Below are 22,858 nucleotides of genomic sequence, written 5' to 3'. Positions count from 1 at the left end.
TTGAGGTCTTCGGCCGTAAGTCTCGTCAGTGCAAAGTTCATCTGGAGAGATTTAGAGAATGAGACCAATGATTCGGCCGTGATTTCTGGTAATTGCGTTTCCATAGCGTGTTGACGGATGCCCGCGCCGGAGGGCTGGGGCGGTTTAGGGGCGACGGCGGGAGTCACGCCGGTGTTTCTCCTTTATGGCTTTGTCCACAAACTTGCTTTTATTCTCTTGCTGATCCAGTATTTCAATGGAAGCCGGAGAAACTTTGACATAGAGGGGTTGCGTTTTCTCCTCTGGTGCTTTCGTTTTCCGGCCGGGGCGTTTGGGTTCGTCTGCTGGCATGAAGCAAATTAAATCAAAACTCACGATATGCGGTAATTAAGATAACTGTATGCTCTTGATTAAGTACGTCAATAATCGCCGTATTGCCTGAGTTTCCATAGTTTGCCACCCAGACCGGTGTATTTTCATTCATTACATAGTCGCCACCCTTATACCCCTCAAATGTTTTGCCAACAGCGGACTTGAGCAATTCAAGAAACGCTGTGATCGCAGTCTCTTTTCCCTCTTCGGTATAGTTCAGGGCTAGTTCATCATAACTGCCCCGCCAGCTATCTATTTCAGTTGGAAACAAATAGCCAAAGTCGTAGCGCACGGTAGCCTCTTCTTTGTAAAGCTCAATCACGTCTGGCTGATTAGCGATCAAAGGCTCGATTCGATCAATAATGTCACCAAGAGATAATTGACCCGAACGCGAGAACTTTGCACGCCTTTGCGTTTTAGCCTGTTGCATAACTTGAACGAATAAAGGATCTAAGTCTTCCATTGAAGTAGTGATTTGGTGCACCTAAAGATAAAAAATAAATTCTAAAAAGTATATACTTTAATTAATTTATTTACTACATTTACAGTAGGTTATACGAAAATAGATATGGCAGTTATCAAAATCATTTCAGGGGGTCAGACCGGAATCGATCAGTTAGCGTTGAAGGTGGCCCGCGAACTCGGAATTGAAACTGGCGGGGTGACTCCAAAAGGGTTTCTAACCGAAGACGGTCCGGCTCCGTGGCTGGCTGACTATGGACTCATTGATGACAGCAGCCCTAACTACCCGCCCCGAACACGCCGGAATGTTGTGGACTCCGATGCGACGGTTTGGTTTGGGTCTACCGATTCATCGGGTTTCAAGCTGACGAAAAACTGTTGCGTCTCGGCTAAGAAGCCATTCGTCGCTAATCCCAATGCCATTGAGCTTGAGAACTGGATCAAAAACTTTCAAGTAAATGTGCTCAACGTGGCTGGCAATCGCGCGTCAAAACTGAGTTCCGTTGGTAAGTATCAGGCCCAAAACGCCTTAACGCTGGCATTAATCAACTAACACCCCCGCCAGCCCCCGCGCCGGGCGGCAAGAAGATGGAACAGAAGATGGAACTAAATGTAGAAATAGGTAAACGGGTTAGGCAGGCCCGAAAGGATGCAGGGGTTAATCAAACCCGCTTTGCTATGGTTCTGGGGTTGTCGCGTGGCTCGTTGAGTAATATTGAGTCGGGGCGTCAGGCTTTGCAATACGAACATCTTTATAAAATTGCCGAGGTGCTTGGAGTGAATGTCTATGATCTGTTGCCGCCCTTAAACAGTGATTCGTCAGTAGATATTTTTAAGCCAATTGAACAACTTCCGAGGCCTACAAAAGAAAAGCCCATCAAATGCCCAGTTTGTCGAAGTAAAGATGTGGCGTTGATTGAATTGCGGGAAGGCAATGGTGTTTTAGGCCCCGGTTTTTCCAGTTGGGTAACTGACTCGTATTATTCATGCCATAGTTGCGGGGTTCGATTTGATAAAATACCTAAGCCATGAACCTGACCAACGCCGAGATCGACCGGAGGAAGCGGGTGCTTACTGGCTGGCGGTGGGTGATTACTGCCTCTCGCTGCAACCCGCCACCTAGTCCAACAACGCCGGGACGCAAACCACCGTTTTCGGGACGCTGATTGGTGGACCGGGTTGATATACATAGGAAATTGCGGTTTTCTATGCAGGTCGGCGAGGATGGGTATAGAAAGGGAAGAAAAGTATATAAATGATAAACGTCCGAATCTTAATCAAGGATGCCTCTTGTTTAAGATTCGGCCCCAAAACTTAAACACTCGTTTTAAGATCTTCTTTTCAAGATTTTCTCCCACTCAATTTGTAGTCGCTCAATGTACTCCTTCACCGGCTCGCCATCAATGGCTTCAATAGGCAGCCTAGTTTCTGTCCCGTTAATATCCCGTAAAACAGCAGATAGGAGAACAATGCCGTGCTTGATATGGCTGTTGAGAACATCAAAGCCTATTTCAATACTTTCTGAATAAAAAACCAGTGGTCGAATTTCCGAACTATCGGGAAATATGACGGAAAAGATTAGGAGCATGTTGCTGTCGGTTAGAGAGAGACTGGACCGGCAGCTTAGAATAAAGGGGCGGAAGAGAGACTCAGAATGAACTAATTGAAGTGAAGGTAAACACTATTTTTAAATAAACCTGCGAATCACAACTTATTAACCACTCGTTTTATGGACTCGAAACAGAAGAAGCAATTCAATGCCATGTTAGTTGCGTTGACGAAGATTGCCAAGGGCTATCAAACACCTAAAAAAATCAAAAAAGAAGCAGAGTCAACTTATGGACTCGAATATGAAGAGTGTCTCGAAATGAGCTACGAAAACATTCAGTACGAAGCAAAAAACGCCATCAAGGGCATCAAGCCAATTATTTAATCACTCGTTTTATGGACTATTTAATCCGCTTTATCGGCAGTAATCGCTTTTACACCGGAAGAACCAGCAGCGCCGGATATGGCTCAACTATAGACCCCGCCCAGGCCGTAAGATTTGATGGCATAAAAAAGACTTACGATCACATCGAAACGCTCGGTGGAGGTCGCAGTAGATTCACTGTACATCAAGTGAAGCCATGAGATTAGGATGCACATTCCTGGCTTTTTTGTTTGTGGTCGCCGTTTTAGTGATCACTATTTGGGAGATCATATTTTAAAATAAACCCCATCATGTATTTACCAAGAAATTTAAAGCTATTACGAAACCGGGCAAACCTATCCGTGGATTCGGTTGCTACTCAGACAGATGTTACGCCTGAGAACTTAACCAAGTTTGAAGAGGGCAACAAAACGCCTAGTGTAGCCGAAGCCAACCGGCTAGCTGCACTTTACAATGTTTCATTAGAGGCTTTATTGTTTCGCTTTATGCTTTGCTAGCCATGTCAAAATCAGCTCAATTACAGAAAGTCCTGCAAGAAAAGGGATGGAAGGCAAAAGTTTGGTGGGAACCTTATAAGAATGAATTATGGGGTTCTGCTGGCGGCTACAATGTCGAAATTGAGAATTATGATGCTGTCCAATTGATACATTTCCACGGATTCTGGCTGGGACATGATTTTGATTCAGCCATGATAGAGGTTAATAAGTATCCTGTATTTGATCCAGTAAACTAATCGTCCGATTCCCGCACTATAAATTCACCTATTCCAATCTACCGCCCCAACCTGGAATATAACCAGGGCGTATCTTTGGGGCATGAGCAAGCCGCCCCCGCAAGAAATCCGTACCTTCGCCCCATGAAATCAGAATGCACTGTCGCCAAACACCTCGACGCCTTCCTTAGTCCCGCCGGGGCACTCTATGTCGCTGATCCCAGCAACGCCAGCCAGTATACCAAATACACCAGTGTGGCGGATTACAACCGCCGGACGCGCAATTGGGAGGTGGTGTCCGCCAGCGTGGCAAAGGCGGATTTTGGAAAGGCGGTGGTGATTGGGCCGGGGTTGAAGGTGGAGGAGTGGCAAAAAGAGTAGGTATTTACGAGTCAACCTTATATGAGTATGACCGAATCACAAAAACGAAGAAAAAGGCAAAAGGATGAGGCAGAAAAATTTTTTGCGCCACCTGATGTTTTGATTGGCGGGACAGCACTTTCTAGTTTTTCCGATTGCCGAACTGTTCCGACTTTAAACACTGGAACAATCAGGGAAATGGTAAAGCAAAGATTAAAAGCCCTGACCCCTGGCGGTAGGATTTCGCCTAAACACAGGATTGCTGTTTTTGACTTATGGAATTTGCTTAAACTCTCAGAAGAGATAGGGATAGCCGATTAAAAAGCTTTGTCGGAGGTTGACTCCAAATTTGCGCTTTTTTTGTATTTTAGCTTTGTCAACGGTGGGAGGCATTGTAAATCCGGCGATCCGTTTTGCGATGCCTCTTACTCGTTGGGAATGCCCGAAATCTTCTTTGTGGCCTACGCTGCCCGTGAGACACGGTTGAGCGAGTTGCAGGGAAGATTTCGGCTTTTAATCTCTCCGCCTGAACACCCGAAACAATCCCCCTTTCTTTCGCTCTGCGGGCTTCGGCGTGTCGGCTGGTTCAATAGTTCGGGCGGAGTCGGTTCGGGCCGTGTCGGGCAAGATAACGGCAGAGACCACGGCTTTCACCGTGTCGACTTTGGCAACAACCGCTTCGACCTTTTCCTGAGTGGCTTCCTGGTTGCGCTGCACGGTATTTATAGTGGCCGCTGATCGGTTCACGGTTCGGTTGGTAGCCGCCAGTTTGCGCTCCAGTTCTTCATTCTTTCGGTTGGCAATTTCAAGCGCAGATTGCACAGTATTTAATGATGAGCGCATGGAGTTCTGATTGGAAAGGGAAACCGCCAGCGCCATTGCCATTTGTCCGTTGGTCTCTTTTACCTGCCGGGTGTCCTCTTTTACCTCCCGTATGCTTTTTTCCTGCCGTTTCTGGGACTGAACAACCCAATGGAGTGTGTTCGGATCATCAATGAAATAGGCTTTCAGGCCGGCCAAGATCGTGGTTACTGAGATGAGTGCGGCCGCTATGCTGGCAAACTTCCACGTTCGTGGCGACACCTCCAAAACGCCCGACTTTCGTTTCTTCTGAATCCAGTAAAAAACAGCCAGACAGAACAGCGCAACGTAAAGAGGCATCATGATCATAACTACCCGCGAAGAGAAAAGCCCCCAGACAAAAATCAGTGCCGATAAAACGATAATGAACACCATCAGGATTTTGATGGGAACATTTAGCCGCTTGGTGGTCTTGAGCACGACGTAGGTCATTACACCCAGCAAGCCAATACCTAGTTGGAGGGTGCCGTATAGAACGATCTCAAATATTCTCAGTATCTCATCCGAGAAGTGGAGAAAAGTCAGAAAAAGGTTACTATCCATTGCCTGATCTACTGGTTTAAGTTGCTACTTTATGGTGTGTTGTCGTTGTTCTTATCCTTCCCTTCCCAGGGGCTCCATTTAAAAGGCCAGTATTTTCGCAAAAAACTCTCCGGTCGCCGTGCAAATGCCTTTCCAATTGTTTTAATCGCCATCACAATAAAAACGCCCAGTATGCCGACAGTGAAGGCTACGGCCAGCGAGGCCCACAAACCAAGCTTCTGATCGTCGTGCGCATAACCGCTGGCAATTACACCCAGCAGCATAGATGCCAGCACCAGAATCGTACTCTGCGCCACCGTTTTGCGGTGTACTGGTTCGCCTTCCTTGCCATTATCATCACCTACCGCATCAAGGGCAAGTGCGCCCAAAAGTGCGGCCGGAAACGCCAGCGCCCAGAACGGCAGCAAATTCAATATCTCGAAGAACTCCGTAACGGATGCACTTTCCATTATTTCCGGTTGAATGTGGGTAGTTGATTGATTATCAGACAGCCAACCCTTTAAACTCCCGGATCAGGCCGGGGCAAAGGCCAGCGGCCTGTATGGTATGCGTACTACTTCGTAATCGTAATAAACACCTTTTCTTTTCTCAAAGCCCCCTGAATCCTGAGCATCCAGTTGGCAAAAGCCGCCCGCGAATCCAGCACCTTGTTCTCACCGAACGACAGACCCGGCAAAAGGCATCCTTCGGTGTCGGTGGCGAGATTGCCCGGGTGGATGCGAATACCCGAAAAGCCGGGTATATTTAATAGCAACGGCAGCATCTTGCCGAACCGGTTGCTGTAGCTGATCGCTACCTCGTAGCGCCCAGTCGGAATCGCCGTTTTGCCATGCACCTTGCGCTCCTGAATCTCCGAGAGCGGCATTGCCTGCGAAAGCCCGCGATCCGTGTCTTCCAGAATATGCCCGGCGAAGTTGCCATCAAACGACACGTCGCTGATCGTGGACTTGGGGGTGAAGCGTTTGCGCTGAACGGTTATTTCCATGTTACTTTGCCGCAATCACGGCGATTAAAGCGGTGCCGACCCCGGCCAGAAACAGCCACAGGCGCGAGCGTTCGAGCCGCTGTAGCTTCTTGTTTCGTTCACTGTCCAACTGCTGCCACTCGATCTGCTTCTGGGCGATCTGACCCTTCAGCCGGTTGTAATCGGTAGTGGTTTGTCGTATGACTTCGTTTTTGTGCTGCAACTCGGTCTGCATAGCCGCCTGGTCGTCCCGGTAGGTTTCGAGGACCGTTAAGCTCGATTTCAAGGTCTGAAGCTGCGTTACCGTCTCGCGCATCGTGGGTTCGTCCAGCGTATAATACGTTTCTCCCGCGATCTGCAGAATCGTCGCCCGCTGAAGCACCGGCAGACTGTCGGTTTTCACGCAGCAGGCGGATGTGGGCACCGCTAAGCTCATCAGCAGGCAAAGCCTGAATGCGGTCCACCTCCTGTTTATTCTGTTCATACTCCACTTTGCGAATCGTTTCATTGCGGACCGTCGTTCGGATGTAGTTCGTTGTAAATACCGTATCGGGCTTGAGCCACAGCGTGTCAATGCGGACCTCGGCGGTGGGTTTTGCCTTCCGACCTTTGCAGGTGCCCAGCTGAAACGACACGAGGGCGATCACCAGCAGTGCCAGTAACCAGAGAAACCCACCGTTCAAAAGCCAGAGCCAGATTTTCCAGAGTTTTTCTTTCATGGTGCTATTCGTTTATGCCGATAATCCAATCCAGATCCGGTGGGCTGTTGAGGCCGACCAGCCGGTCATCGATAGCGTCGTGGTTAAGGTCTGACTACTTTTGGTGGAAAACCGGGCCACGCCCGTAATTCCCGCATTGATCGCAAACCCCTGACTCGCGCAGCGGTACGTCGCCCGGGTTGTTCCGGTCGATACCAGCACCAGCCGGTATTCTGTCCCGGCCACCAGGTTGACGGTGACGTCCAGACTCGCCGAGATAATGCCCGATCCCGTAAATGCCGTGGTGCAGTCCGCCCAGGCCAGCCGCGTGCCGTCGGTGGCATACAACCCGATTCCGTTGCCTCCCGTACCCGATAAGCCCGATCCGACTGTGCCGGTGATCACAAACCACACTTTGGTCACCGCGCCCGAATACGGCGCAATAACCCGGCTCATCTGGGCTGTGCCGCTGGCGGGTGTGTCGGTAGATCCGAGGACCGCCGATACCGGGTCGGATTCCAGCAGCATGCCGTTGATGAACACATCCCGGGCAACCATTTCCCCATTGAGGCCCAGCACCGACCGTACGTGGTCCGGCGTGGCTTTCTTGGCCCCAATGGACGAATCCAGCACACCAAAATGGGCAATGTCGGTGTAGGCGGAAACAACAGGCCGGGTGTCTTTCATGCCAGTACGACAACGGTTACGGATGATACGGCCACGCTGCTGGTCAGGTTGACCGCGTTGGCGGACGAAACCGTCCAGTCAACCAGAATCGGCCCGGCGGAATCGTACACCTGCACCACCGGCGTGCTTGAATTCAGGTTGTGGGTAATGCCCACGGTCCCATTCGTCAGGTTCGTTGAGGTGCTGTACTTGCGCACCCGCCCCAGCGCCGACTCCCAGCTGTTGAGTGTCGCCACGGTCACCACCTTGTTGGCATCCCCGCCCGAATTGCCCTGAATCTGCGCGAGTGAGGCCAGAATGACCAGGCCCAATACCGACGTGCTGGCGGCATCGACATTGCCCTGCACGGCGAACCAGTCGGCGGCATTGCTCGTGCCGGGGCTGGTGACTTTGGGCAGGACCATATCGCCCACCTGAAGCACGATGCCCTGCACGGTCCCCGCCACCGTCACCCGGTAGCGGTCGGCCAGCGTTGCCCCCGAAGGAAAACTGCCCCCGCTGGCGTCAAAGTCGGTGATCGGGTTGGTGCCCGCAGCGGCTACGGCGTCGATGTAGGTTTTGATCGCCGACGGACTCACCAGCTTGTCGCCGTTGGTAACGGCGGTGGCCAGCGAAGAGCCCGAAATATCGTTGCTTTGCAGCAAAGTTCGAACCGTCGTGCCGTCGTAGAGCTTCAGGCGTTGGAGGGTGGTGTCGTAGCCAATCTGCCCCAGGGCGGTCAGGGCCGCATCCAGGGTGGCAGTAATGGCCTGTTCCAGGGTCAGGTTCTTGACCGGAACGCGGGAAAAGTCAAATTGCGAAGTACTTCTCATGCCTATAGAATGTAAATGGTTCCGGTGATGGCAACCTGGCTGTCAATGGTCACAGCCTTTGTGCCTGCATCCACCGTAATGTCGACGAATAACTGGTGTCCGCTCTGGTCCAGCACCAGTACGCTGGCCACGCGCGGGTGTCCGTGCTGCGCCTGGCTGATCACCAGATGAGTAATGCCCGTAAAGGTGTGTTCGTAGGCCGATACGGGCGCAGAGCCCGCCGTTCCGGACGCCGTGGTGACCTTTACGTCGATGGTGATACCTTCGGCGCCGATCACGGTCTGAATTGGAATCTCGGGGTTATACGGCGTTTCGCTGGCGGACTTTTCAAATGTGGCCGTGGCAGTCAGGATCGGCTGATCGCCGTACCAGATCTCGGTGTAACAGCCTCCAACCGCTGCCAGCTTGCGGGTCTGCTCGGCGGAATACTGAATCTCGGTTCCCTCGTCGGTGACCACGAGCTCGGGCAGCAGGTTCTCCGGCTGACCGGTTACTTTATCCCTTCGGTAGGCCCGCACCGTGAAATCCAGCAGGGTATCGTCGTTTTCCAGCACCGGATTTTTGGCGATGAACAGCAGCGGCACATCCGGGTAGGCTGAGATCGTGATCGCTTTGGGTTGCAGGCTGATGGGTCGCATAGCAATACATTTTGAGTGGTTAAACCAGGACCGAGCCCTTGATCATTGTTGCGCCGACCCGCTGCCACCAGCGCGTTTCTCCGGCGGTCGTGTTGCGCCAGGCGATCATTTCCCCATCCAGAATATCCGAGGTGGTAGGGTCGGCACTGCGCACCGTCACTTTTATTTTTACCTTGTCCCCATCGACAGTAAACTTGGAACTGGCGGTTTGCTGGCTGGTGCCGCTGCTGCCCGCGTCCGCCGTTTCGATCGCGACTGCGGAGGGGGTGCCGCTACCGGTGCCCAAGCCTGACCGCAGGACGAAATTCCCCCCGGCCAGGTTGGTTCCGGACCCGGCGTTCAGCGGTTCGGCGGCAATGACGCCCCGGCGCGGGGTGGTCGTAGCGCGGGGAACGCCCGCGTAAATGATGTTGTCGCCCCCGGAAACCTGCGTGGCAAAGTGGGTAGACCCTCCGTTCTGGGCGATGGAGAACATGTTCTCCAGCTTGATTTCGTGGAAAATACTTACACCACTCGTCCGCTGAAAGCGCACAACGCCATTTCCTCCGGCACCTCCCAGAAAGGTCTGCACTACCGTGGCTGCGCTGTTGCCAATCGTTTGAATGCCGTCCTGCGTCTTGCGGTTCAGGCCCAGGTTGCCATCCATCGTTAGCGCCCGGTTGTTCTGCACCACGTAGCTGGCCAGCCCCGTAATGCCACCAATGGAAATCTTCTGGTTGACGGAGTTACCGTCCACGATGCCCGCCACCCCGGAAAAGTCGTTGCCTTCTAGTTGCAGGTGCGCCAGCGAGGTGGTGGTGAGCTGCACCGCATATGCATTGCTGGCCCCGGTCGCGTGGGTCAGGATATTGCCCCGCATGTACAGCGTGGTTGTTGTGCCGCCGGTAGCCTCGATGATGTGCTGGCCGCTTTTGCCTTCCAGCAGCCGTGAGTTGCTGATTTGAAGCATCGGCGTGGAAATCGCGGTGATCATCGGCGTAGCGGCCGCGCTGGTTTGTTTGGCTCCGGCCGCGTTGATGCGCACATCCTCCGAGCCGGTGACGTAAAAGGCCTCCCGGCGGGTCAGCGCCCCGGTGGTTACCTTGTCAAATTCGATGTCCTTGCTGTTCTCAACCTGCACCATCCGAAAGCCGGTGGTGGCCGAACTGCCGTCGGTGAGCTTGATCTTTCCGTTCAGCACGCTGATGCTCTGCGCGTTCTTGACCAGCACCGCATAGGGATTTGTATCATCGTGCGACGAGGACCCCGCCGAAACGGTAAAGCCGTCGATGATCACATTGGTGATGCGTCCCGACCCCAGCGCCGGGCTGGATTTGTCGTAAACCTGAATGACCCCGTTTCGCAGCTGCCCGCCCGCGCCGGTAACACCCGAGACGGTGACGTTATCAATGAAATAGACCGCGTTCGATGAGTCAGCGGAGGTGTACAGCGAAATTAGGTTGGCCCGGTTGGACTTGCCCCGCACGTTGGTAATCGTGACATTCCGGATGCCGTCGTAGTAGCTGGTACCGTAGAACGGAATCGTGGACGGGTCGATGCCGACGGCCACCGAATCATCGCCGGATTCGACGTACACGTTGTCGACGACGATGTTGCTGCCGTGGACGACGTGTACACCGTCTTCAAACAGGGCGCTGCCGCCCAGAATATCGATGTTGGTCACCCGGATATTTTTGCCGCCCACCAGCATCGCCCACGACCCCGCGCAGTAAGCCGTTACTTTGACGCCGTCGATGACCAGGTTTTCCACGAATGTCAGGGCGACCATGTTGTTGGGTGCCAGTTTGCCGTTGCCGTCAAGCGCCCCGCCGGTAATCCGGATGTTTTTGTAGGTGCCGTAGTAGGAGCCGCTGGTCAGCGTCTCCACGGTTCGAATCAGCGAGTTGGTGGCTACTGAGCCGCCGTCCGTGCGTTTTTTCAGGATGGCCGTGTCTAAATCCAGCCAGACCCAGGATTTAATCAGTATACCATCGGTCAGGTAGGTTTTGTCTTTGCCGAACCGCAGGCGGATTTGCTTGCCCAGCAGCGCGCCCAGCGTCGAAGCGAACGTGACGGCGTTGTTGATGGCCGTGGTCTCGTTGGTCGTCCCATCGCCCACCGCCCCGAACATATCTACCGTAAAGTTGTCAGCCACGGCCTCGTAGTAGGTACTGCCGGGTCCGGCAAAATAAACCGATCCCGATCCGTTGCTGGGGGTGCTTCCGGATTTCTTCAGGAAGGCCCGCCCGCCAAACTGAACAATATCCTCGGTACGGGTGGCAAAGTCGCCCGAAGAAGAGATCACCTTCAGGCGAGTGGGCGAATCAGCCTCCACGCTTTCCACGCGAGATTCCAGCCCGTCCAGGTAGTCGGTCGGCGGGTTGGTGATCGTGTCCCAGATGTTGCCTAATTCGAATTTTGCCCCGCTGTGGACGTAAGCGTAGGAGGTGAACGACGAATTGCTGATATAGACCTTGTCGTCGGTCGGATCGCACGTTACTGCCGTGCCAGTGCCCGACCCTTCGAACGTGCATTTATGCACCTGAACAAATTTGGATCGGAAGCCATTGATCGTGCTCCGGTAGAAATAGACATTATCGATGTTCACCCGCAGGCCAACATTGTTATACCAGCCCAGATTGGTGTTCAGCAGTCGGCTGTTGCTGATATTAACCCAGTAACTGCCCACATTCTCGTAGCTGCACTGCACAATCTTGTCAAACTCGCAGTCAATGATGTCTACCGGGACGCCGGTGCTGTTGGCCGGGTTGCCGTTGTAGTTGACAAACGCGCATTTGGCCAGTGTGCCCGTCGTGCGGATATTGCGGTAGATACCACTCTTTTGATTGGTAATAACCCCCTCGGTATCGCTGGCTTCCAGACCCGCCCCGCAGCCGATGAACTCGAAATTGCTGAATGTACTGGTGTAGGCCCCGTAGCTCTTGATGCCGTATTTGCAGCCCACAATCGTGTTCTGGCCTATGAAGGTAGCCTTCGTGTTTTCATCGACCGAGACGCCCACCGTGAAGTTCTTTGCGTAGAAATTCTCGACGGTGACAAACATGTCCGTGTACGATTCACCCCCTTCCAGGTGCATGGCGGTTCCATCAAGACCCACCGTTGTTTTTAGGCAGGTAACGTTTCGGATGGTGGTGTACAAGGCCGCATCACTGTCGACGTAATCGCCGGTTTCGCCCCCCGCCAGAAAGTTGTCAACCAGAAAGATGTTCTCGAACAGGGTGTTTTTTGCCCCGTCACCGGCCAGCAAAGCGGCTTTTCCGGCAATGGTGTGGTAGCGCCGTTGGCCAGAGATAATGCAGTTGCGAACTTTGTTGCGGTCGGTATTGAAAGAGACAAAACCAGACCCGTTCGAGTAAACACCCGATACGATGATCGAATGGCTATCGCCGTTTAAGACCGTTACATCTTCGACCAGGCAATCCGTCCCGTTAATCCAGATCGCTCCGGATTTAGCATCCGGATTACTGCCTTCGCAGTCGATGGTCATGCGCCGGATGGTCACGTTATGGGCCTCGGCAATCTTAAACACCGAGTCGCCGGTGGTGTTGCTCATCTGGATTTTAGTGGCCGCACCGACGCCCTGAATGACGATATTCTGAAGACCGATAAAATCGTTGAAGTCCATCACATACGTGCCCGGTCCAAACTGAACACCCTCAATGCCTTTTGCCTGTTGGTCGGCAATCGCCAGGGCCAGCGCGGATTTATTCTCATTGCTTGCCTTCCCGGCCCCTCCGCTGAAGGAATCAACGAAAGAATAGCCAAGTCCGGCAGACCCGCTACCCGTTCCTGGATTGTCCCAGGTGGACAGGTATTTCAACAGCTGCTTTTTGGTGACCGGCCAGGTGTCAATGCCCGGCAGATCTTCGCTGAGATACTGCTTCAGCTTCTCAAACGGGATGCTGCCAACGGCGAAATCCGATCCGTTGAGCGTTACATCACCACTACATCCACAAGGCGCTGCCATTTCTATGCGTTTTGAACGTTACAGTATACTTTATCCCCGATGATGCTGCCGCTGTGGACCGCATTGGTCGCTACGTGCTTGATCAGGAAGTTGATTTTCACGCCCGGTGTCGCGTAGGGGTGATGAAACACCCATTTGCGTTTGCTGCCGTAGTCTTCCGTGCTGACCACCGGCCCCCGGTTGGCCATGCCGTAAATCACCGACTTGGTGCCGCCCGGATCGACATCGACCCACGTAGAGCCGTTGTCCAGTGAATAGGCCGCCCAGGCTTTCGTACCTTCTCCGCCCAGGTCCAGATAACTGCGGTACCACATGTTGATGCCTTCGTGAATCGCATCGAACGGATAAAGCGGTTCGCCGGGGTAGGAAAGCTGACCATCGCCGACGTACGGAAAGGTGCTGGGTGATCCCGGTGCCGGGTTCCAGCGGTCGGCGGGCTTGGAGCCGGGGTAGGTCGCCCCCTGTTTGTTGATATCGGCGCTGTAGCCGTTGGTGTTGTTCCAGACGAGTACACACCGGTTGGTAACGCCAGCCATCGCCTGGCACCAGAGGAACCCGGCTGCAATGCACTGATTGATCGCCATGACGGTATGCCCGAACTTATCCAACACCCCGGCAGGGTTCGTCGTATTGAACTGGTACGGCCAGCCACTGTGCGCCACATCCGAACCGGTCGACTCGAACATCGGCCAGATAAACAGCTGATGCCATTTGGTGCCCCAACCTGCCGTGACGTACCGCTGCATCATGTACAGCATGCGGTGAATCCAGTATTCGTTGCCGATGTGCAGGGTGGGATAAAACCGGCAGTTGTAACCTGTATGCACATCGGCGAGTGTCTTGGTGCCGCCACCAATGGCTGAAAAAGCGCTCTGAAAGAAGGGAAGACCCGCTTTCGCGGCTGTAGCATTCGCAAGTGTGCCGTTGAATGATACGGCATTATCCTTGTTCATGCCGTCCGGCTGTCCCATGCTGGAATCGCCGTAGTTGCCTGCGGATATGTAATTCTGACCGGGAAAGAAGCCTTCAAGGTCTTCCAGCCATTTTTCCATTAACCAATACGCCTGGTTGCTCCCTGCTGCGATGTAATACTCGCCCTCCTGCATCTGGTGGTTAAGCATCCAGGTGATATTCGCCTGAGTAGCCGCCGTCCGCACCTGGGAGCGGGTCATGTTCGAGGCTCCGCCGATGTTCGCTCCGTTGTTCTTTAAGACTCCTGTACCCGGAATTTTATGGATCAGTGCCCTATTTGTGGAGTTAGCCACTCCAAACGAACTTTCAGGCAAATGAGTCACACCCTTCTGAAAATAGCGGGCGTTGTTATTGGTCAGGTTACCCATGTACACGCCGTACTTGATGAATTGCGGCAGGGTCATATCGTCCGCCAAGTAGGGATACAGCGACAACCAGCCGGGTTCAATGTATTTTGGTGCAATTAGTCCCATGGTCAGGTGTCAAGTCGTTGTACATCGGTGTAGACGGTGGCAAGTGGTCGCCGGGTAATGAAATCGCCCGCCGGAGGTGGTTCGCCGTTCTGTTGATTATTCAGGTCGTAGCCAGTTGTAGACCGGGTTAGATAACCCCATAGCGTGATGATTTCGCCGATTTCAACGGCGTGCTCAGCGGTGTCATCCACTTTCGGGATGCCGGTTGAGTCGACCGTTACGACGTGCCGGTCTCCCTTATTGATCACCAGCCGCCAATAAGCTTTGCCGTCGGCATGCCTTACACGGTAGTCGGCGACGCTGGGTTCTGCCCGAATCAAAAAGTTCTGCGGTGGTGCATCGGCGGGTCGGGCCGGGTACAGTTGTCGGATCACACCTACCGCGTCGCCGTTGCGGGCGTAGTAAACCGTGATCACATCGGTAGAGCCCGGCAATTTGAACTTGAACGGCCGTGAAGTCTCGAACTCAATGCCGGTGGCAGGCGCTCCGCCGTGGTTGGCTGAGCGGTTGTAATCGTTCGGATACGTTCCGGTGGTCATGTTGTAGAAATCATCCGGATAGGCGTAATAAGCCTCCTGAATGTTGCCCGTAGTGACCTGTGCGTACACGTTCACACTGCGGCAAATGCCGTCGGTGATCGATGCGGGCGCAATCCCGATCTTGACGATCTGCGGCACAACGGCCGCCGGGATCGTAAACGAAATGCTCTTGGTGATGTTGGGATCACTTTTTATCCGCGCCGTTAGCACGTACCCCTCGCCCTGCGTGAGCACCGTATTGTTCACCAGCGTGTATTTGCCACTGGTTAAGGGGCTATCCGTATAATTAAAGACAATCGAATTATCAGAAGCCTTTTTAAGTTGATGCTGCACCAATTCATCGGCCTCTGTCAATGCTGTTATTTGGCGGGTTGAGGCTAAACGGGCTTCGTCGTAAGTAACATTGATGATTTTGGCCGTTCCGCTTGTGGTTTTGGGGTAGAGCACAAAATCATCGCGGGTCGAGTTGGTCGACAGCGTGATCGTGTCCTCAAACACGCCGGTAGCCAGTGTAATGCGGATTTTATACGTCTTGCCGTTTTCAACGCTGTTGAAGATCGCCCGGCGGTTGTAGTTGGTGCCCTTGTCGTTGCTGAACGTGCCGGAGACGGTACCTTTGACCGCGCCGTTGGGGTAGGTCGACGTAATGCCGATGACCTCCACAGTGGGCGTCCCCGAGTCCACCTGCGCAAGCACCGTCAGCGACATGTTGTTTTTGTCGACAAAGGCGTACGCCCGGGTCAGGCCCGCCGGAACGGTGTTCTTTTTGTTGACGGTGAGCGTAAAGTCGGTGAAGACCGTAGCCTTGCCGTCACTGGCAAAAACGCGGATCGTGTCGACCAGCGAGGTAGTGCCCGTAGCACCTTCGTATTCGGCCGCTGGTGAAATGAAAACGCCGTTGTTGATTGGTATCCAGTCGTAAACATCCTCCGTAAATGCCCCAGTTGTGGCGTTTTTACGACTAGCCCAATACGTCAGGTTATCCTGGTTGGCGTCGTTGAAGTTCGGCCGAATGTCTTTCGTAATGGCATCGCCTTCGGTGACTACCAGATTCGAAATCGCTTCCACCACATTCGGAGGAATGTTGGCCACTTTTGAGCCGGTCAGGCTGATGTTGGCAACCTTAAACGCATCCGAGTTGGTCTTTTGCAACCGGATCGTCTGAAACTTTTTATTCAGGTGCGGAATCGATACGCTGTTGAGTCCGGTCGCGCCGAAAAGTTGTGAGTAAATGCCCGGCACATTCAACGAGTCATTCAGACTGGAGGTGATTGGCGGAATGACGGCTCCGTACGGATAGAGAATCAAATAGAAGTATTCCGCCAGCGTGTCATTACAGTCCAGCGCAAACGCATCCCCATTGTAGTTGTCACCCGCGTCGATTTGAACCGCTTGGTTCGCCGTGGCACTTGAAAGCCAGTAGGTGGCGTTGTTTTCATCGTTGACCTTGCCCGCATCCGAATTGTTGCTACTGGCAACGGCGGGCTTAAACGCCAGAATATTCGTGACGGCGGGGTACAGTTTCCCTTTTCCGTTGACTGTAAAGGTGAAAATACCTTCAATCACATCAGTGCTACCTTCGATCCAGGACCGGAGTTTGTATTCGGTGCCAATCACCGGCCCAGTCAGTAGTGCCGAATAAGGAGCATCGCCGGAAAAAAGATCATCCCGCGTGTATTCGCCCGGCGAATAAATCAGCTTTCGGGCCGCAATGACGACACTATCGTCGGATGTTTTCCGTAGCTCGATGTTAATACCCCCACTGTCCTCGGCATTTCCAAACGCATAGATGGAAAGGGTTTTACCGGGTTCGTTTTCACCCCAATAGATGGATTCAATGACCTGCGGCACCGGGGCCGGAACGCCGGTCATGATGAATTCCACGGTGGTTTCCCCGCCCGCGTTGATGCCGGTGTACTGAATGACCGTATCGCCCAGCTTCGTGCTGGTTCCGGCGATCACGCGGTTGATCGTGTCGCGGGTGGCCCCGGTCGGTGGAATCGATATTTCGTGACGCGTGGCGTTGATGAAAGCCGGAAGCTGAAAGCTGAACGGCACCCCCGCCACGTACGTCAGGTTCTGGATACCCAGCGGTACGGTCGGCGGCTCGGTGGTGCTTTGGGTGGGCGGGTTGGTGATGACCGGCAGGTAAGTGCCGTCTGGCTGTTTGACAACCCCTACATAGCAATCCACATTGTCAGCCCCAGTGATTCGCGCCAGCTTGATGTTGGCCACCGTGGGCGTATAGTCGGGCGCTGATGCGTCATTGTGAAGCACTTCGGGCAGGCCGGGGTTGCTTTGAATCGGCGTCTGGCCGGTGCCGTCCGGTGTGGCGTTTACCCCAATTCCATAGGTGCCGTCCGGATATTTAATCGGCACGAGAACAAATTGCGAAGACCCCACAGCCGGTAGTGTTCTAAAGTACAGTTTCTCAACTTCAATGGGCTTCGTGGTTTTGTTGCCAATATTGGTGACCTGTTGCAGGTTCTGGATTTGGGAAGCCTCGCCCTGAAAGGGGATTACGGTGCTGTAGTTCCAGCCCCTGGGCGGCACGTTAGCCGGGTTCTGGTCGCGGGCAAACGTGGTGTAGCTCTTGCCGAATACGAACGGATCGCCGTTCGGCAGGCTCTCAAAACTCCGCCCTTCTTCGCCGTCTTCCCCGCCGGATTGCCACTCGCCGATGGTCGCAAATGTTCCATCCTGGCTGAGTGCGAACTCCCAGAACGGGCCTACGGGATCATCGATATAAAGGGCTGACTCTGCCATTATTTGTAAAGCCGGGTTATGATTTGTTTGCGGATGCTGCCAAAGTCCAGCGTACCGGTGCCGGTGGTTACCGGGCGACCTTTCGCCGGATCGTAGGCGAAGCCGTGGCCGATGCCGGTCGACTGCCGGTTTATCTCTTCCCGTATTTTGCCGGGATTGTTCAGCGCTCCGATGTACGGCGATTTGGCCGCTGGGATTTCCCCGCTGTCCTCCATTAGCTCGGCGCCGTCGGCCGTCTGCCAGTAATTTTTGACAGCAACGCCCGCTACGCTGAGGATTTCCAGTGGCTTGATCTTGAGCCGGTTGGCCTTCACATCGTGGCGGTAGGTCAACGACAGGGCGTATACCTCGTCCTGATCGCTGTTCTTGATCTCGGTGAGCCGGAGAATATCGCAGGGGCCGACCATCTGATTGGCCGTGTCGACCACGACTAGATCCAGATCGCCCGAAATGGCTTGCCGGGCGGTCATGGTGACGCGCCCTTTGGCGCACAGGCGCTGGATCTTCTGAAAATTGCCGGGCGTATCCACATCGGCCCCGTACGGAATCCATTTCTCCGTCGGTGTGCCGTCTAATCGCAGCAGTGCCCCGTAACGCGGGTAATAGGCCGTCAGGGGCACGTAGCCCGTAATCTGGCCTTTGATATTGATGACCGGTACATTGCGGTGAATCAGCGCCGAGGATTGATCCCCCAGCACAATAGACAGTTCATCCGCTTTGCGCTTGCGGTCCGATCCCGGCGCTTCGGCCTTGACCTGCTCGCCTTTTACGTCGAGCTGGGCCGGGTCTTTGCGGGTGATCTTGACATCCCGGTAAATGGTGTAGGGCGAAGGCGTGGAAGGTACGTGGTCCTGCTCCTTGAAAATGCGGCCCCGGTAGAGCAGTACATCGATCCGGTAGTTGCCCCGTCCCGGTACCGCACTCATTTCGATTTCCACCTTTTCGCCCCGCGTCGGCTTGGGCTGATACGCCCCGTCGATATCGGTACGAACGTTGTCCTTGAAGATGTAGTAATTCACCTTCGGGTTATTCGGTAACCAGGTGCCGTCGGATTGCAGAAAGAACACCCCTTTGCCCTGCACGGTCGCCATGACGCTTACTTTCGCCCCGACCGTGTTGATGTTAACGTAGGTAAACGAGAAGGTTAACAGGTCTTCGTTGCCGCCCCGCGCCGGGTATTCAATGGTTTTGCGCAGCCAGACCGTATCCTCCTGGTTGATGTAGTTGTTGGTTAGCCCATCGGCCTTGACGCCGTACGGCTCATCTTCGGTGCCGAAACCGGTCCACGAAAAGGCTGGACCGTTCTGGGTCCAGCCGTCGAGCGCACTGCGGAAATCCCCGTTCACCAGTTCGTTGCGCAGGTTGCCGTAGTCGTAGTTGACCGTCAGTTTCTTCCGGTCCGCCTGAATCGAAATCTGCGACCCCCGCAGCGGAATGGCATCAGCGTGTTTATACACGGTTCGAATCGCGTCGTGCAGATCTGCCGTGTGGTCGGTAGAAACGAAGCTGGAGAATACCGAAAACGGAATGTTACCGCCCTCGGATAAGTACTGCGGGTATTCGTCTTTGCGAATAACGCGCCACTGGCCCCGGTCCTGTACCACACTGGCGTTGAACACGGTCAGCAGCTTGGTCAGTACCTCGTAGCACGACTGAATGCCGGTATCGGTTAAGAACAGGTGGGTATCAATCTTGAACTGGCTGAGAATATCCGCCGGGTAGTCCGGGCGTTCGCCCGCGACCAGCATGGAGTACTCCACCGTGTTGATGCTGATGGAAACGGGCAGCATGTAGCCCACCCACGCCAGACAGGTTTTCAGCACGTTCAGCGCGTCGAACGTGAGTACAAACGGCTGCTCCGTAGGGTAAATGTTAAATGGAACGTCCTTGAGGGCACCTAAGCCGTCGGTGGCGGTGAAGCGCACCGGGTAAGGGGCTTCCTGATAAGGTTCTCTTGCATCAAAGGGGGCAACGAAGCCGGTAAACAAATTGATCGTTTCCAGACCAATTTCCTGCGTTACTTCAACTTTAAACGTGCGGTCGTCGTCACTATAGAGGTCCGAAAGCTGCCAGGAGTCATCCGTAACCAGATTAAACTCTGCAACCGTCGCCATGATGGGCGCAAATAGATTGTCTGGCTCAGTGGATTGCTTGTCGAGCACCAACGGAGATATACCACCCGGTCTTAGTTCGGTTGACTCTCCGGTGTAATCCCGCTTGGAGATGTTGATGGTACACAGCAATCCCAGATCACCGTTCACAAGTGGATCGGTGCGAAATTGACAGGTGTATCGTAATCCGTAGAGAGCCAAAGCGGTACTTCGTGCGTTTTTTTCGAAGTTACCGGCGTAGAAAGTGGTAAAAGTCCCGTTTGAGGAAACACTAAGGATTGCAGGAATAAAAAAGCCCGCTGGTGGGCGGGCTAGTTGTCAGTGGCAATAACGGCAATCCGGTATTTTCGGTAAATCTTCTGCTGCCTAAGCAGGGCGAATACTTCCTCTTTGGTCTCAATGGTAGCGAACTCGGGAATACCCAGCGCGGCGGCAAAATCGGGATTCAGGTACAGTTCCTGCCCGCGAAAGTAAATGTAATGCAGGTTGTCCGTGTTCATTTCTTTGGGCCTAATCGGTTCAGGTAGCGTTTTTCCATTTCAAGAATCGCGTCTAAATCGTCCTGCGTTCGGGCGCGAAAGTAGTTATCAATGTGGGCCTGACGCGCAAATTCCGCGTTGATTTCGTAGGGTTGCCCCTGATAGGTAATTGTGATGGTTTTCATAGTTGTTTCCCGTATAATGATAATTCTGCTTCATCGATGGGTTTGGCATTACCTTTTGCCGTATTAGGGAATGGGTTGTCTATTAGGGCGCGGATCGCTCTATAGGTGGGGTGCTCCCGGTCGCCATTGACAAGGCTTAGTAAGTGATTAATAAGCCGTTTATAATCCCCCTGATTCAAAACGATGAAGCCCGTAGACACTTTGTAGCCCTCTTCATTCTTCTTATCGATGTACTCCTCCTGGATGTGTACATAGTCATACAGGTGCCGGGTGACGCGCTCGGCAAGGTCGGCCTTTAGTAAAGCCAGAACAGGCTCCTTGATTCGCAGATTGGTGCTGGGATGAAAGATGTAACCTTTAAATAACATAACGGTTGCAGGACATTGGGACTGCAACTATAATAAAACTAAAATATATATCCTATACTTGTAAGGTAATTTCAGAAAGTTTGTTATCTTTGGGTATGCACCTGTGCGGTGTACTGTAGGACAGAGAAAATTATAAAAGCCTGGCATCCATTGGGGCCGGGCTTTGTTTTATGTCACCATTTCGTGATTTTTGGTAACCGATTACCACCGTTGCCATGTACGAACACCAGAAACCCATTACCGCCCCGCTGGCCTCCGGCGAGGTGGTTCACCATACAGCCCTTCTATTTGGCTCCCACTACCTGAAAGTTACCGAAGTGGATACAGCGGGCGTGGTGCTGGTGCCCTGTGATCCAAAAGGCAATTCGACGCGCAGCAGCAGCGTGTACATGCGGCATCACAAGATTGTCGGCAAGGCGGACTGGAAGAAAGTGGAGTGGCACCGGATGCCGCCAACGAAGACAGTTTGATTAATTCAGAAATTATTGCACCTTGCTGTACCACACAGGAAACGTGTAGGTAGGACAGAGAAAATGGCGACAGCCCGGTTCACGTGTGGAACCGGGTTTTGTTTTTTGGGGCTAGGACTTCGCAGAGCTGTTCAATTCCTGCGATATGCAATAGTGAATATAAGCCGACAGGTTAAGTCCCAACTGCTCAGCGCGCTTCTCCATTTTTTTTAGCATTTCTTCGGTAAGTCGAATCTCTTTGCGCTCGGTTTTCATGCCTTAAATATATAAACTTTTCCGTACAATTTACTTGTTTTGTACGTATTATGTACGTACATTTACTGTACAAATCTTTCTTTTTAAGATGAAAACCTCATTCTACTTAGTCGTAAACTCAAACGGCACCGTCCGGACGGTTAAGAATCGCCCCGGTCTGGATTCAAATGAAATCTCTGTTCAGGTTGCGCTTCAAATTCCTGATGCCTTGTTCCGCAAACCCCAGCTTCAAGCGACCATTACCATTCCCGATGATTCGGTTCAGCCGATCGTCATCGAGCCCGACGTGCAGAATAATATCAAAGATGCCATTGAGCAGGCGACTGGATTGGAAATCAAATTAACTGTTGGCCAATAATCGCCGATATGATCACCAGAAAAGTAAACGGCAAGTCGTTTCGATTCAGACACATTACGACCGATGAGAAACGCGAGTTTTGCGGGAATTACAAGGGCTTTGAAATCCATGTGTATCCGGAAGATTGGGATGATGAAGACGATGAGCGCGGATTCTACGCGAGGGCGTTTAATTCTGAGATTAGTTTCGGTACTGCTGTCGATGGCCATGGCGGAGATACGATTGATGAAGCAATTTGGGAATGTATTGATAATATCAACTTTGTGCCGTCCGTCTAATAACCATTTACATGGAAGCTATCGATTTCAAATTTGCACTCAACACAAAGGTCTATTGGTCACAGGATGGAAAGCCTTTTGCGGGCTGGATTAAGCGCCGCGGCTATCAGGAAACGTGGCATGATGATTTAGATGACGTGGGCGGCTACCTCTCCAATGTTTTCTACGAAATCAAACCGGCAACGATGGAGCCTGGGGCCAAGAATTCCATTTTTCACGAATCTGACTTTGGCCGTAAGGTTTACACCGATCCGGCTGCATTTGCCGAATATATCACCAGTCAAAGAAAATAAACATCACCCCAGCCCGCCCCACCCCGGCGGGCTTTCTTTTTACCGTTCCCTCAACCATACCCAAAACCGGCAACTCACGTACACGGTTGACCGCTCTGCAAAGTCTGATTTTTAAATTAATGGATCATGCCACCCGATTGCGCTATCAATTCGGCCACTTGTTCGGCAGTCATTTCTACATAAATATACTCCCCGGATCTTAATCGAATTACTGTATCGCGATAAGGCTCAGTTTTTACAAAATCAATGCTGTCAACGTTTATTAAACAAGTTGCCCCGTTACTATTGGTAATGTAGAAAAAGGTAGTCGGATTCATATTTAG

29 protein-coding genes are annotated in these 22,858 nt (G+C 52.9%); 11 read left to right on the top strand and 18 right to left on the bottom strand.

Annotation, left to right across the window (positions count from 1 at the left end):
• Positions 1–144: 144 nt before the first annotated feature.
• Together GJJ30_RS11050 and GJJ30_RS11045 are read right to left on the bottom strand one after the other, a co-directional pair.
• Positions 145–330 carry a hypothetical protein gene (locus GJJ30_RS11050; RefSeq protein WP_154175216.1) on the bottom strand — a complete coding sequence of 62 codons (186 nt, stop codon included), beginning with the start codon at positions 328–330 and terminating at the stop codon, positions 145–147.
• A 13-nt stretch (positions 331–343) separates the two neighbouring features.
• Positions 344–814, bottom strand: a complete 471-nt coding sequence (locus GJJ30_RS11045; protein ID WP_154175215.1) for a hypothetical protein — start codon at positions 812–814, stop codon at positions 344–346.
• Between the two features lie 105 nt (positions 815–919).
• Between GJJ30_RS11045 and GJJ30_RS11040 the strand changes: the two genes are divergently transcribed.
• Positions 920–1,366 (top strand): YpsA SLOG family protein, encoded by a 447-nt coding sequence (locus GJJ30_RS11040; RefSeq protein ID WP_154175214.1) that lies wholly within the window; start codon positions 920–922, stop codon positions 1,364–1,366.
• Positions 1,367–1,401: 35 nt separating this feature from the next.
• Positions 1,402–1,845: a helix-turn-helix domain-containing protein gene (locus GJJ30_RS11035; RefSeq protein WP_154175213.1), complete on the top strand. Its 444-nt coding sequence runs from the start codon at positions 1,402–1,404 to the stop codon at positions 1,843–1,845.
• Positions 1,846–2,140: 295 nt separating this feature from the next.
• Here the strand turns inward: GJJ30_RS11035 and GJJ30_RS11030 are convergent, their stop codons facing one another.
• Positions 2,141–2,401 carry a hypothetical protein gene (locus GJJ30_RS11030; RefSeq protein ID WP_154175212.1) on the bottom strand — a complete coding sequence of 87 codons (261 nt, stop codon included), beginning with the start codon at positions 2,399–2,401 and terminating at the stop codon, positions 2,141–2,143.
• A gap of 141 nt (positions 2,402–2,542) precedes the next feature.
• Between GJJ30_RS11030 and GJJ30_RS11025 the strand changes: the two genes are divergently transcribed.
• The 5 genes from GJJ30_RS11025 to GJJ30_RS11005 all read left to right on the top strand — a co-directional run bounded on the left by GJJ30_RS11025 (position 2,543) and on the right by GJJ30_RS11005 (position 4,139).
• Entirely contained in the window at positions 2,543–2,746 is a 204-nt protein-coding gene (locus GJJ30_RS11025; RefSeq protein ID WP_154175211.1) for a hypothetical protein, read from the top strand.
• 290 nt (positions 2,747–3,036) lie between these two features.
• Positions 3,037–3,243 (top strand): helix-turn-helix domain-containing protein, encoded by a 207-nt coding sequence (locus GJJ30_RS32665; protein WP_154175210.1) that lies wholly within the window; start codon positions 3,037–3,039, stop codon positions 3,241–3,243.
• 2 nt (positions 3,244–3,245) lie between these two features.
• Complete coding sequence (locus tag GJJ30_RS11015) at positions 3,246–3,479, top strand: hypothetical protein (protein ID WP_154175209.1); 234 nt, start codon at positions 3,246–3,248, stop codon at positions 3,477–3,479.
• Positions 3,480–3,602: 123 nt separating this feature from the next.
• Positions 3,603–3,839, top strand: coding sequence for a hypothetical protein (locus tag GJJ30_RS11010; protein WP_154175208.1), 237 nt, complete (start codon positions 3,603–3,605; stop codon positions 3,837–3,839).
• A 27-nt stretch (positions 3,840–3,866) separates the two neighbouring features.
• A complete protein-coding gene (locus GJJ30_RS11005) occupies positions 3,867–4,139 on the top strand; it encodes a hypothetical protein (protein WP_154175207.1) in 273 nt (90 codons plus the stop codon).
• A 192-nt stretch (positions 4,140–4,331) separates the two neighbouring features.
• On the opposite strand, the gene GJJ30_RS11000 is transcribed toward GJJ30_RS11005, so the two are convergent.
• The 14 genes from GJJ30_RS11000 to GJJ30_RS10935 form a co-directional block, all read right to left on the bottom strand.
• Positions 4,332–5,222, bottom strand: coding sequence for a hypothetical protein (locus tag GJJ30_RS11000; protein WP_154175206.1), 891 nt, complete (start codon positions 5,220–5,222; stop codon positions 4,332–4,334).
• A 29-nt stretch (positions 5,223–5,251) separates the two neighbouring features.
• On the bottom strand, positions 5,252–5,671 hold the full coding sequence (locus tag GJJ30_RS10995; protein ID WP_154175205.1) for a hypothetical protein: 420 nt from the start codon (positions 5,669–5,671) through the stop codon (positions 5,252–5,254).
• A 104-nt stretch (positions 5,672–5,775) separates the two neighbouring features.
• Positions 5,776–6,222: a DUF5675 family protein gene (locus tag GJJ30_RS10990; RefSeq protein ID WP_154175204.1), complete on the bottom strand. Its 447-nt coding sequence runs from the start codon at positions 6,220–6,222 to the stop codon at positions 5,776–5,778.
• Entirely contained in the window at positions 6,209–6,622 is a 414-nt protein-coding gene (locus tag GJJ30_RS10985; RefSeq protein ID WP_154175203.1) for a hypothetical protein, read from the bottom strand. The genes GJJ30_RS10990 and GJJ30_RS10985 overlap by 14 nt, the downstream gene beginning before the upstream one ends.
• A gap of 295 nt (positions 6,623–6,917) precedes the next feature.
• Positions 6,918–7,571 (bottom strand): hypothetical protein, encoded by a 654-nt coding sequence (locus tag GJJ30_RS10980; protein WP_154175202.1) that lies wholly within the window; start codon positions 7,569–7,571, stop codon positions 6,918–6,920.
• Positions 7,568–8,383: a hypothetical protein gene (locus GJJ30_RS10975; RefSeq protein ID WP_154175201.1), complete on the bottom strand. Its 816-nt coding sequence runs from the start codon at positions 8,381–8,383 to the stop codon at positions 7,568–7,570. The genes GJJ30_RS10980 and GJJ30_RS10975 overlap by 4 nt, the downstream gene beginning before the upstream one ends.
• Before the next feature lie 2 nt (positions 8,384–8,385).
• Entirely contained in the window at positions 8,386–9,021 is a 636-nt protein-coding gene (locus GJJ30_RS10970; RefSeq protein ID WP_154175200.1) for a hypothetical protein, read from the bottom strand.
• Between the two features lie 19 nt (positions 9,022–9,040).
• Complete coding sequence (locus GJJ30_RS10965; protein ID WP_154175199.1) at positions 9,041–12,988, bottom strand: hypothetical protein; 3,948 nt, start codon at positions 12,986–12,988, stop codon at positions 9,041–9,043.
• A 2-nt stretch (positions 12,989–12,990) separates the two neighbouring features.
• On the bottom strand, positions 12,991–14,433 hold the full coding sequence (locus GJJ30_RS10960) for a hypothetical protein (protein WP_154175198.1): 1,443 nt from the start codon (positions 14,431–14,433) through the stop codon (positions 12,991–12,993).
• A gap of 2 nt (positions 14,434–14,435) precedes the next feature.
• Positions 14,436–17,738 carry a hypothetical protein gene (locus tag GJJ30_RS10955; RefSeq protein WP_154175197.1) on the bottom strand — a complete coding sequence of 1,101 codons (3,303 nt, stop codon included), beginning with the start codon at positions 17,736–17,738 and terminating at the stop codon, positions 14,436–14,438.
• Entirely contained in the window at positions 17,738–20,050 is a 2,313-nt protein-coding gene (locus GJJ30_RS10950; RefSeq protein ID WP_205880555.1) for a hypothetical protein, read from the bottom strand. Before GJJ30_RS10950 ends, GJJ30_RS10955 begins: the two co-directional genes overlap by 1 nt.
• 110 nt (positions 20,051–20,160) lie before the next feature.
• A complete protein-coding gene (locus tag GJJ30_RS10945) occupies positions 20,161–20,349 on the bottom strand; it encodes a hypothetical protein (RefSeq protein WP_154175195.1) in 189 nt (62 codons plus the stop codon).
• Complete coding sequence (locus GJJ30_RS10940; protein WP_154175194.1) at positions 20,346–20,513, bottom strand: hypothetical protein; 168 nt, start codon at positions 20,511–20,513, stop codon at positions 20,346–20,348. The genes GJJ30_RS10945 and GJJ30_RS10940 overlap by 4 nt, the downstream gene beginning before the upstream one ends.
• On the bottom strand, positions 20,510–20,881 hold the full coding sequence (locus tag GJJ30_RS10935) for a hypothetical protein (protein ID WP_154175193.1): 372 nt from the start codon (positions 20,879–20,881) through the stop codon (positions 20,510–20,512). The genes GJJ30_RS10940 and GJJ30_RS10935 overlap by 4 nt, the downstream gene beginning before the upstream one ends.
• A gap of 215 nt (positions 20,882–21,096) precedes the next feature.
• Between GJJ30_RS10935 and GJJ30_RS10930 the strand changes: the two genes are divergently transcribed.
• The 4 genes from GJJ30_RS10930 to GJJ30_RS10915 all read left to right on the top strand — a co-directional run bounded on the left by GJJ30_RS10930 (position 21,097) and on the right by GJJ30_RS10915 (position 22,535).
• On the top strand, positions 21,097–21,351 hold the full coding sequence (locus GJJ30_RS10930) for a hypothetical protein (protein ID WP_154175192.1): 255 nt from the start codon (positions 21,097–21,099) through the stop codon (positions 21,349–21,351).
• Between the two features lie 343 nt (positions 21,352–21,694).
• Positions 21,695–21,964, top strand: a complete 270-nt coding sequence (locus tag GJJ30_RS10925; RefSeq protein ID WP_154175191.1) for a hypothetical protein — start codon at positions 21,695–21,697, stop codon at positions 21,962–21,964.
• A gap of 8 nt (positions 21,965–21,972) precedes the next feature.
• On the top strand, positions 21,973–22,242 hold the full coding sequence (locus GJJ30_RS10920) for a hypothetical protein (protein WP_154175190.1): 270 nt from the start codon (positions 21,973–21,975) through the stop codon (positions 22,240–22,242).
• 11 nt (positions 22,243–22,253) lie between these two features.
• Positions 22,254–22,535, top strand: a complete 282-nt coding sequence (locus tag GJJ30_RS10915; RefSeq protein ID WP_154175189.1) for a hypothetical protein — start codon at positions 22,254–22,256, stop codon at positions 22,533–22,535.
• Positions 22,536–22,651: 116 nt separating this feature from the next.
• On the opposite strand, the gene GJJ30_RS10910 is transcribed toward GJJ30_RS10915, so the two are convergent.
• A complete protein-coding gene (locus GJJ30_RS10910) occupies positions 22,652–22,852 on the bottom strand; it encodes a flagellar FlbD family protein (RefSeq protein ID WP_154175188.1) in 201 nt (66 codons plus the stop codon).
• Positions 22,853–22,858 lie beyond the last annotated feature (6 nt).

This window comes from Larkinella terrae (assembly GCF_009668025.1).
In the GTDB taxonomy this organism is placed as follows: Bacteria; Bacteroidota; Bacteroidia; order Cytophagales; family Spirosomataceae; genus Larkinella; species Larkinella terrae.
Note: the sequence above shows the minus strand (reverse complement) of the source record. Positions and strands in the feature narration are given on the sequence as shown.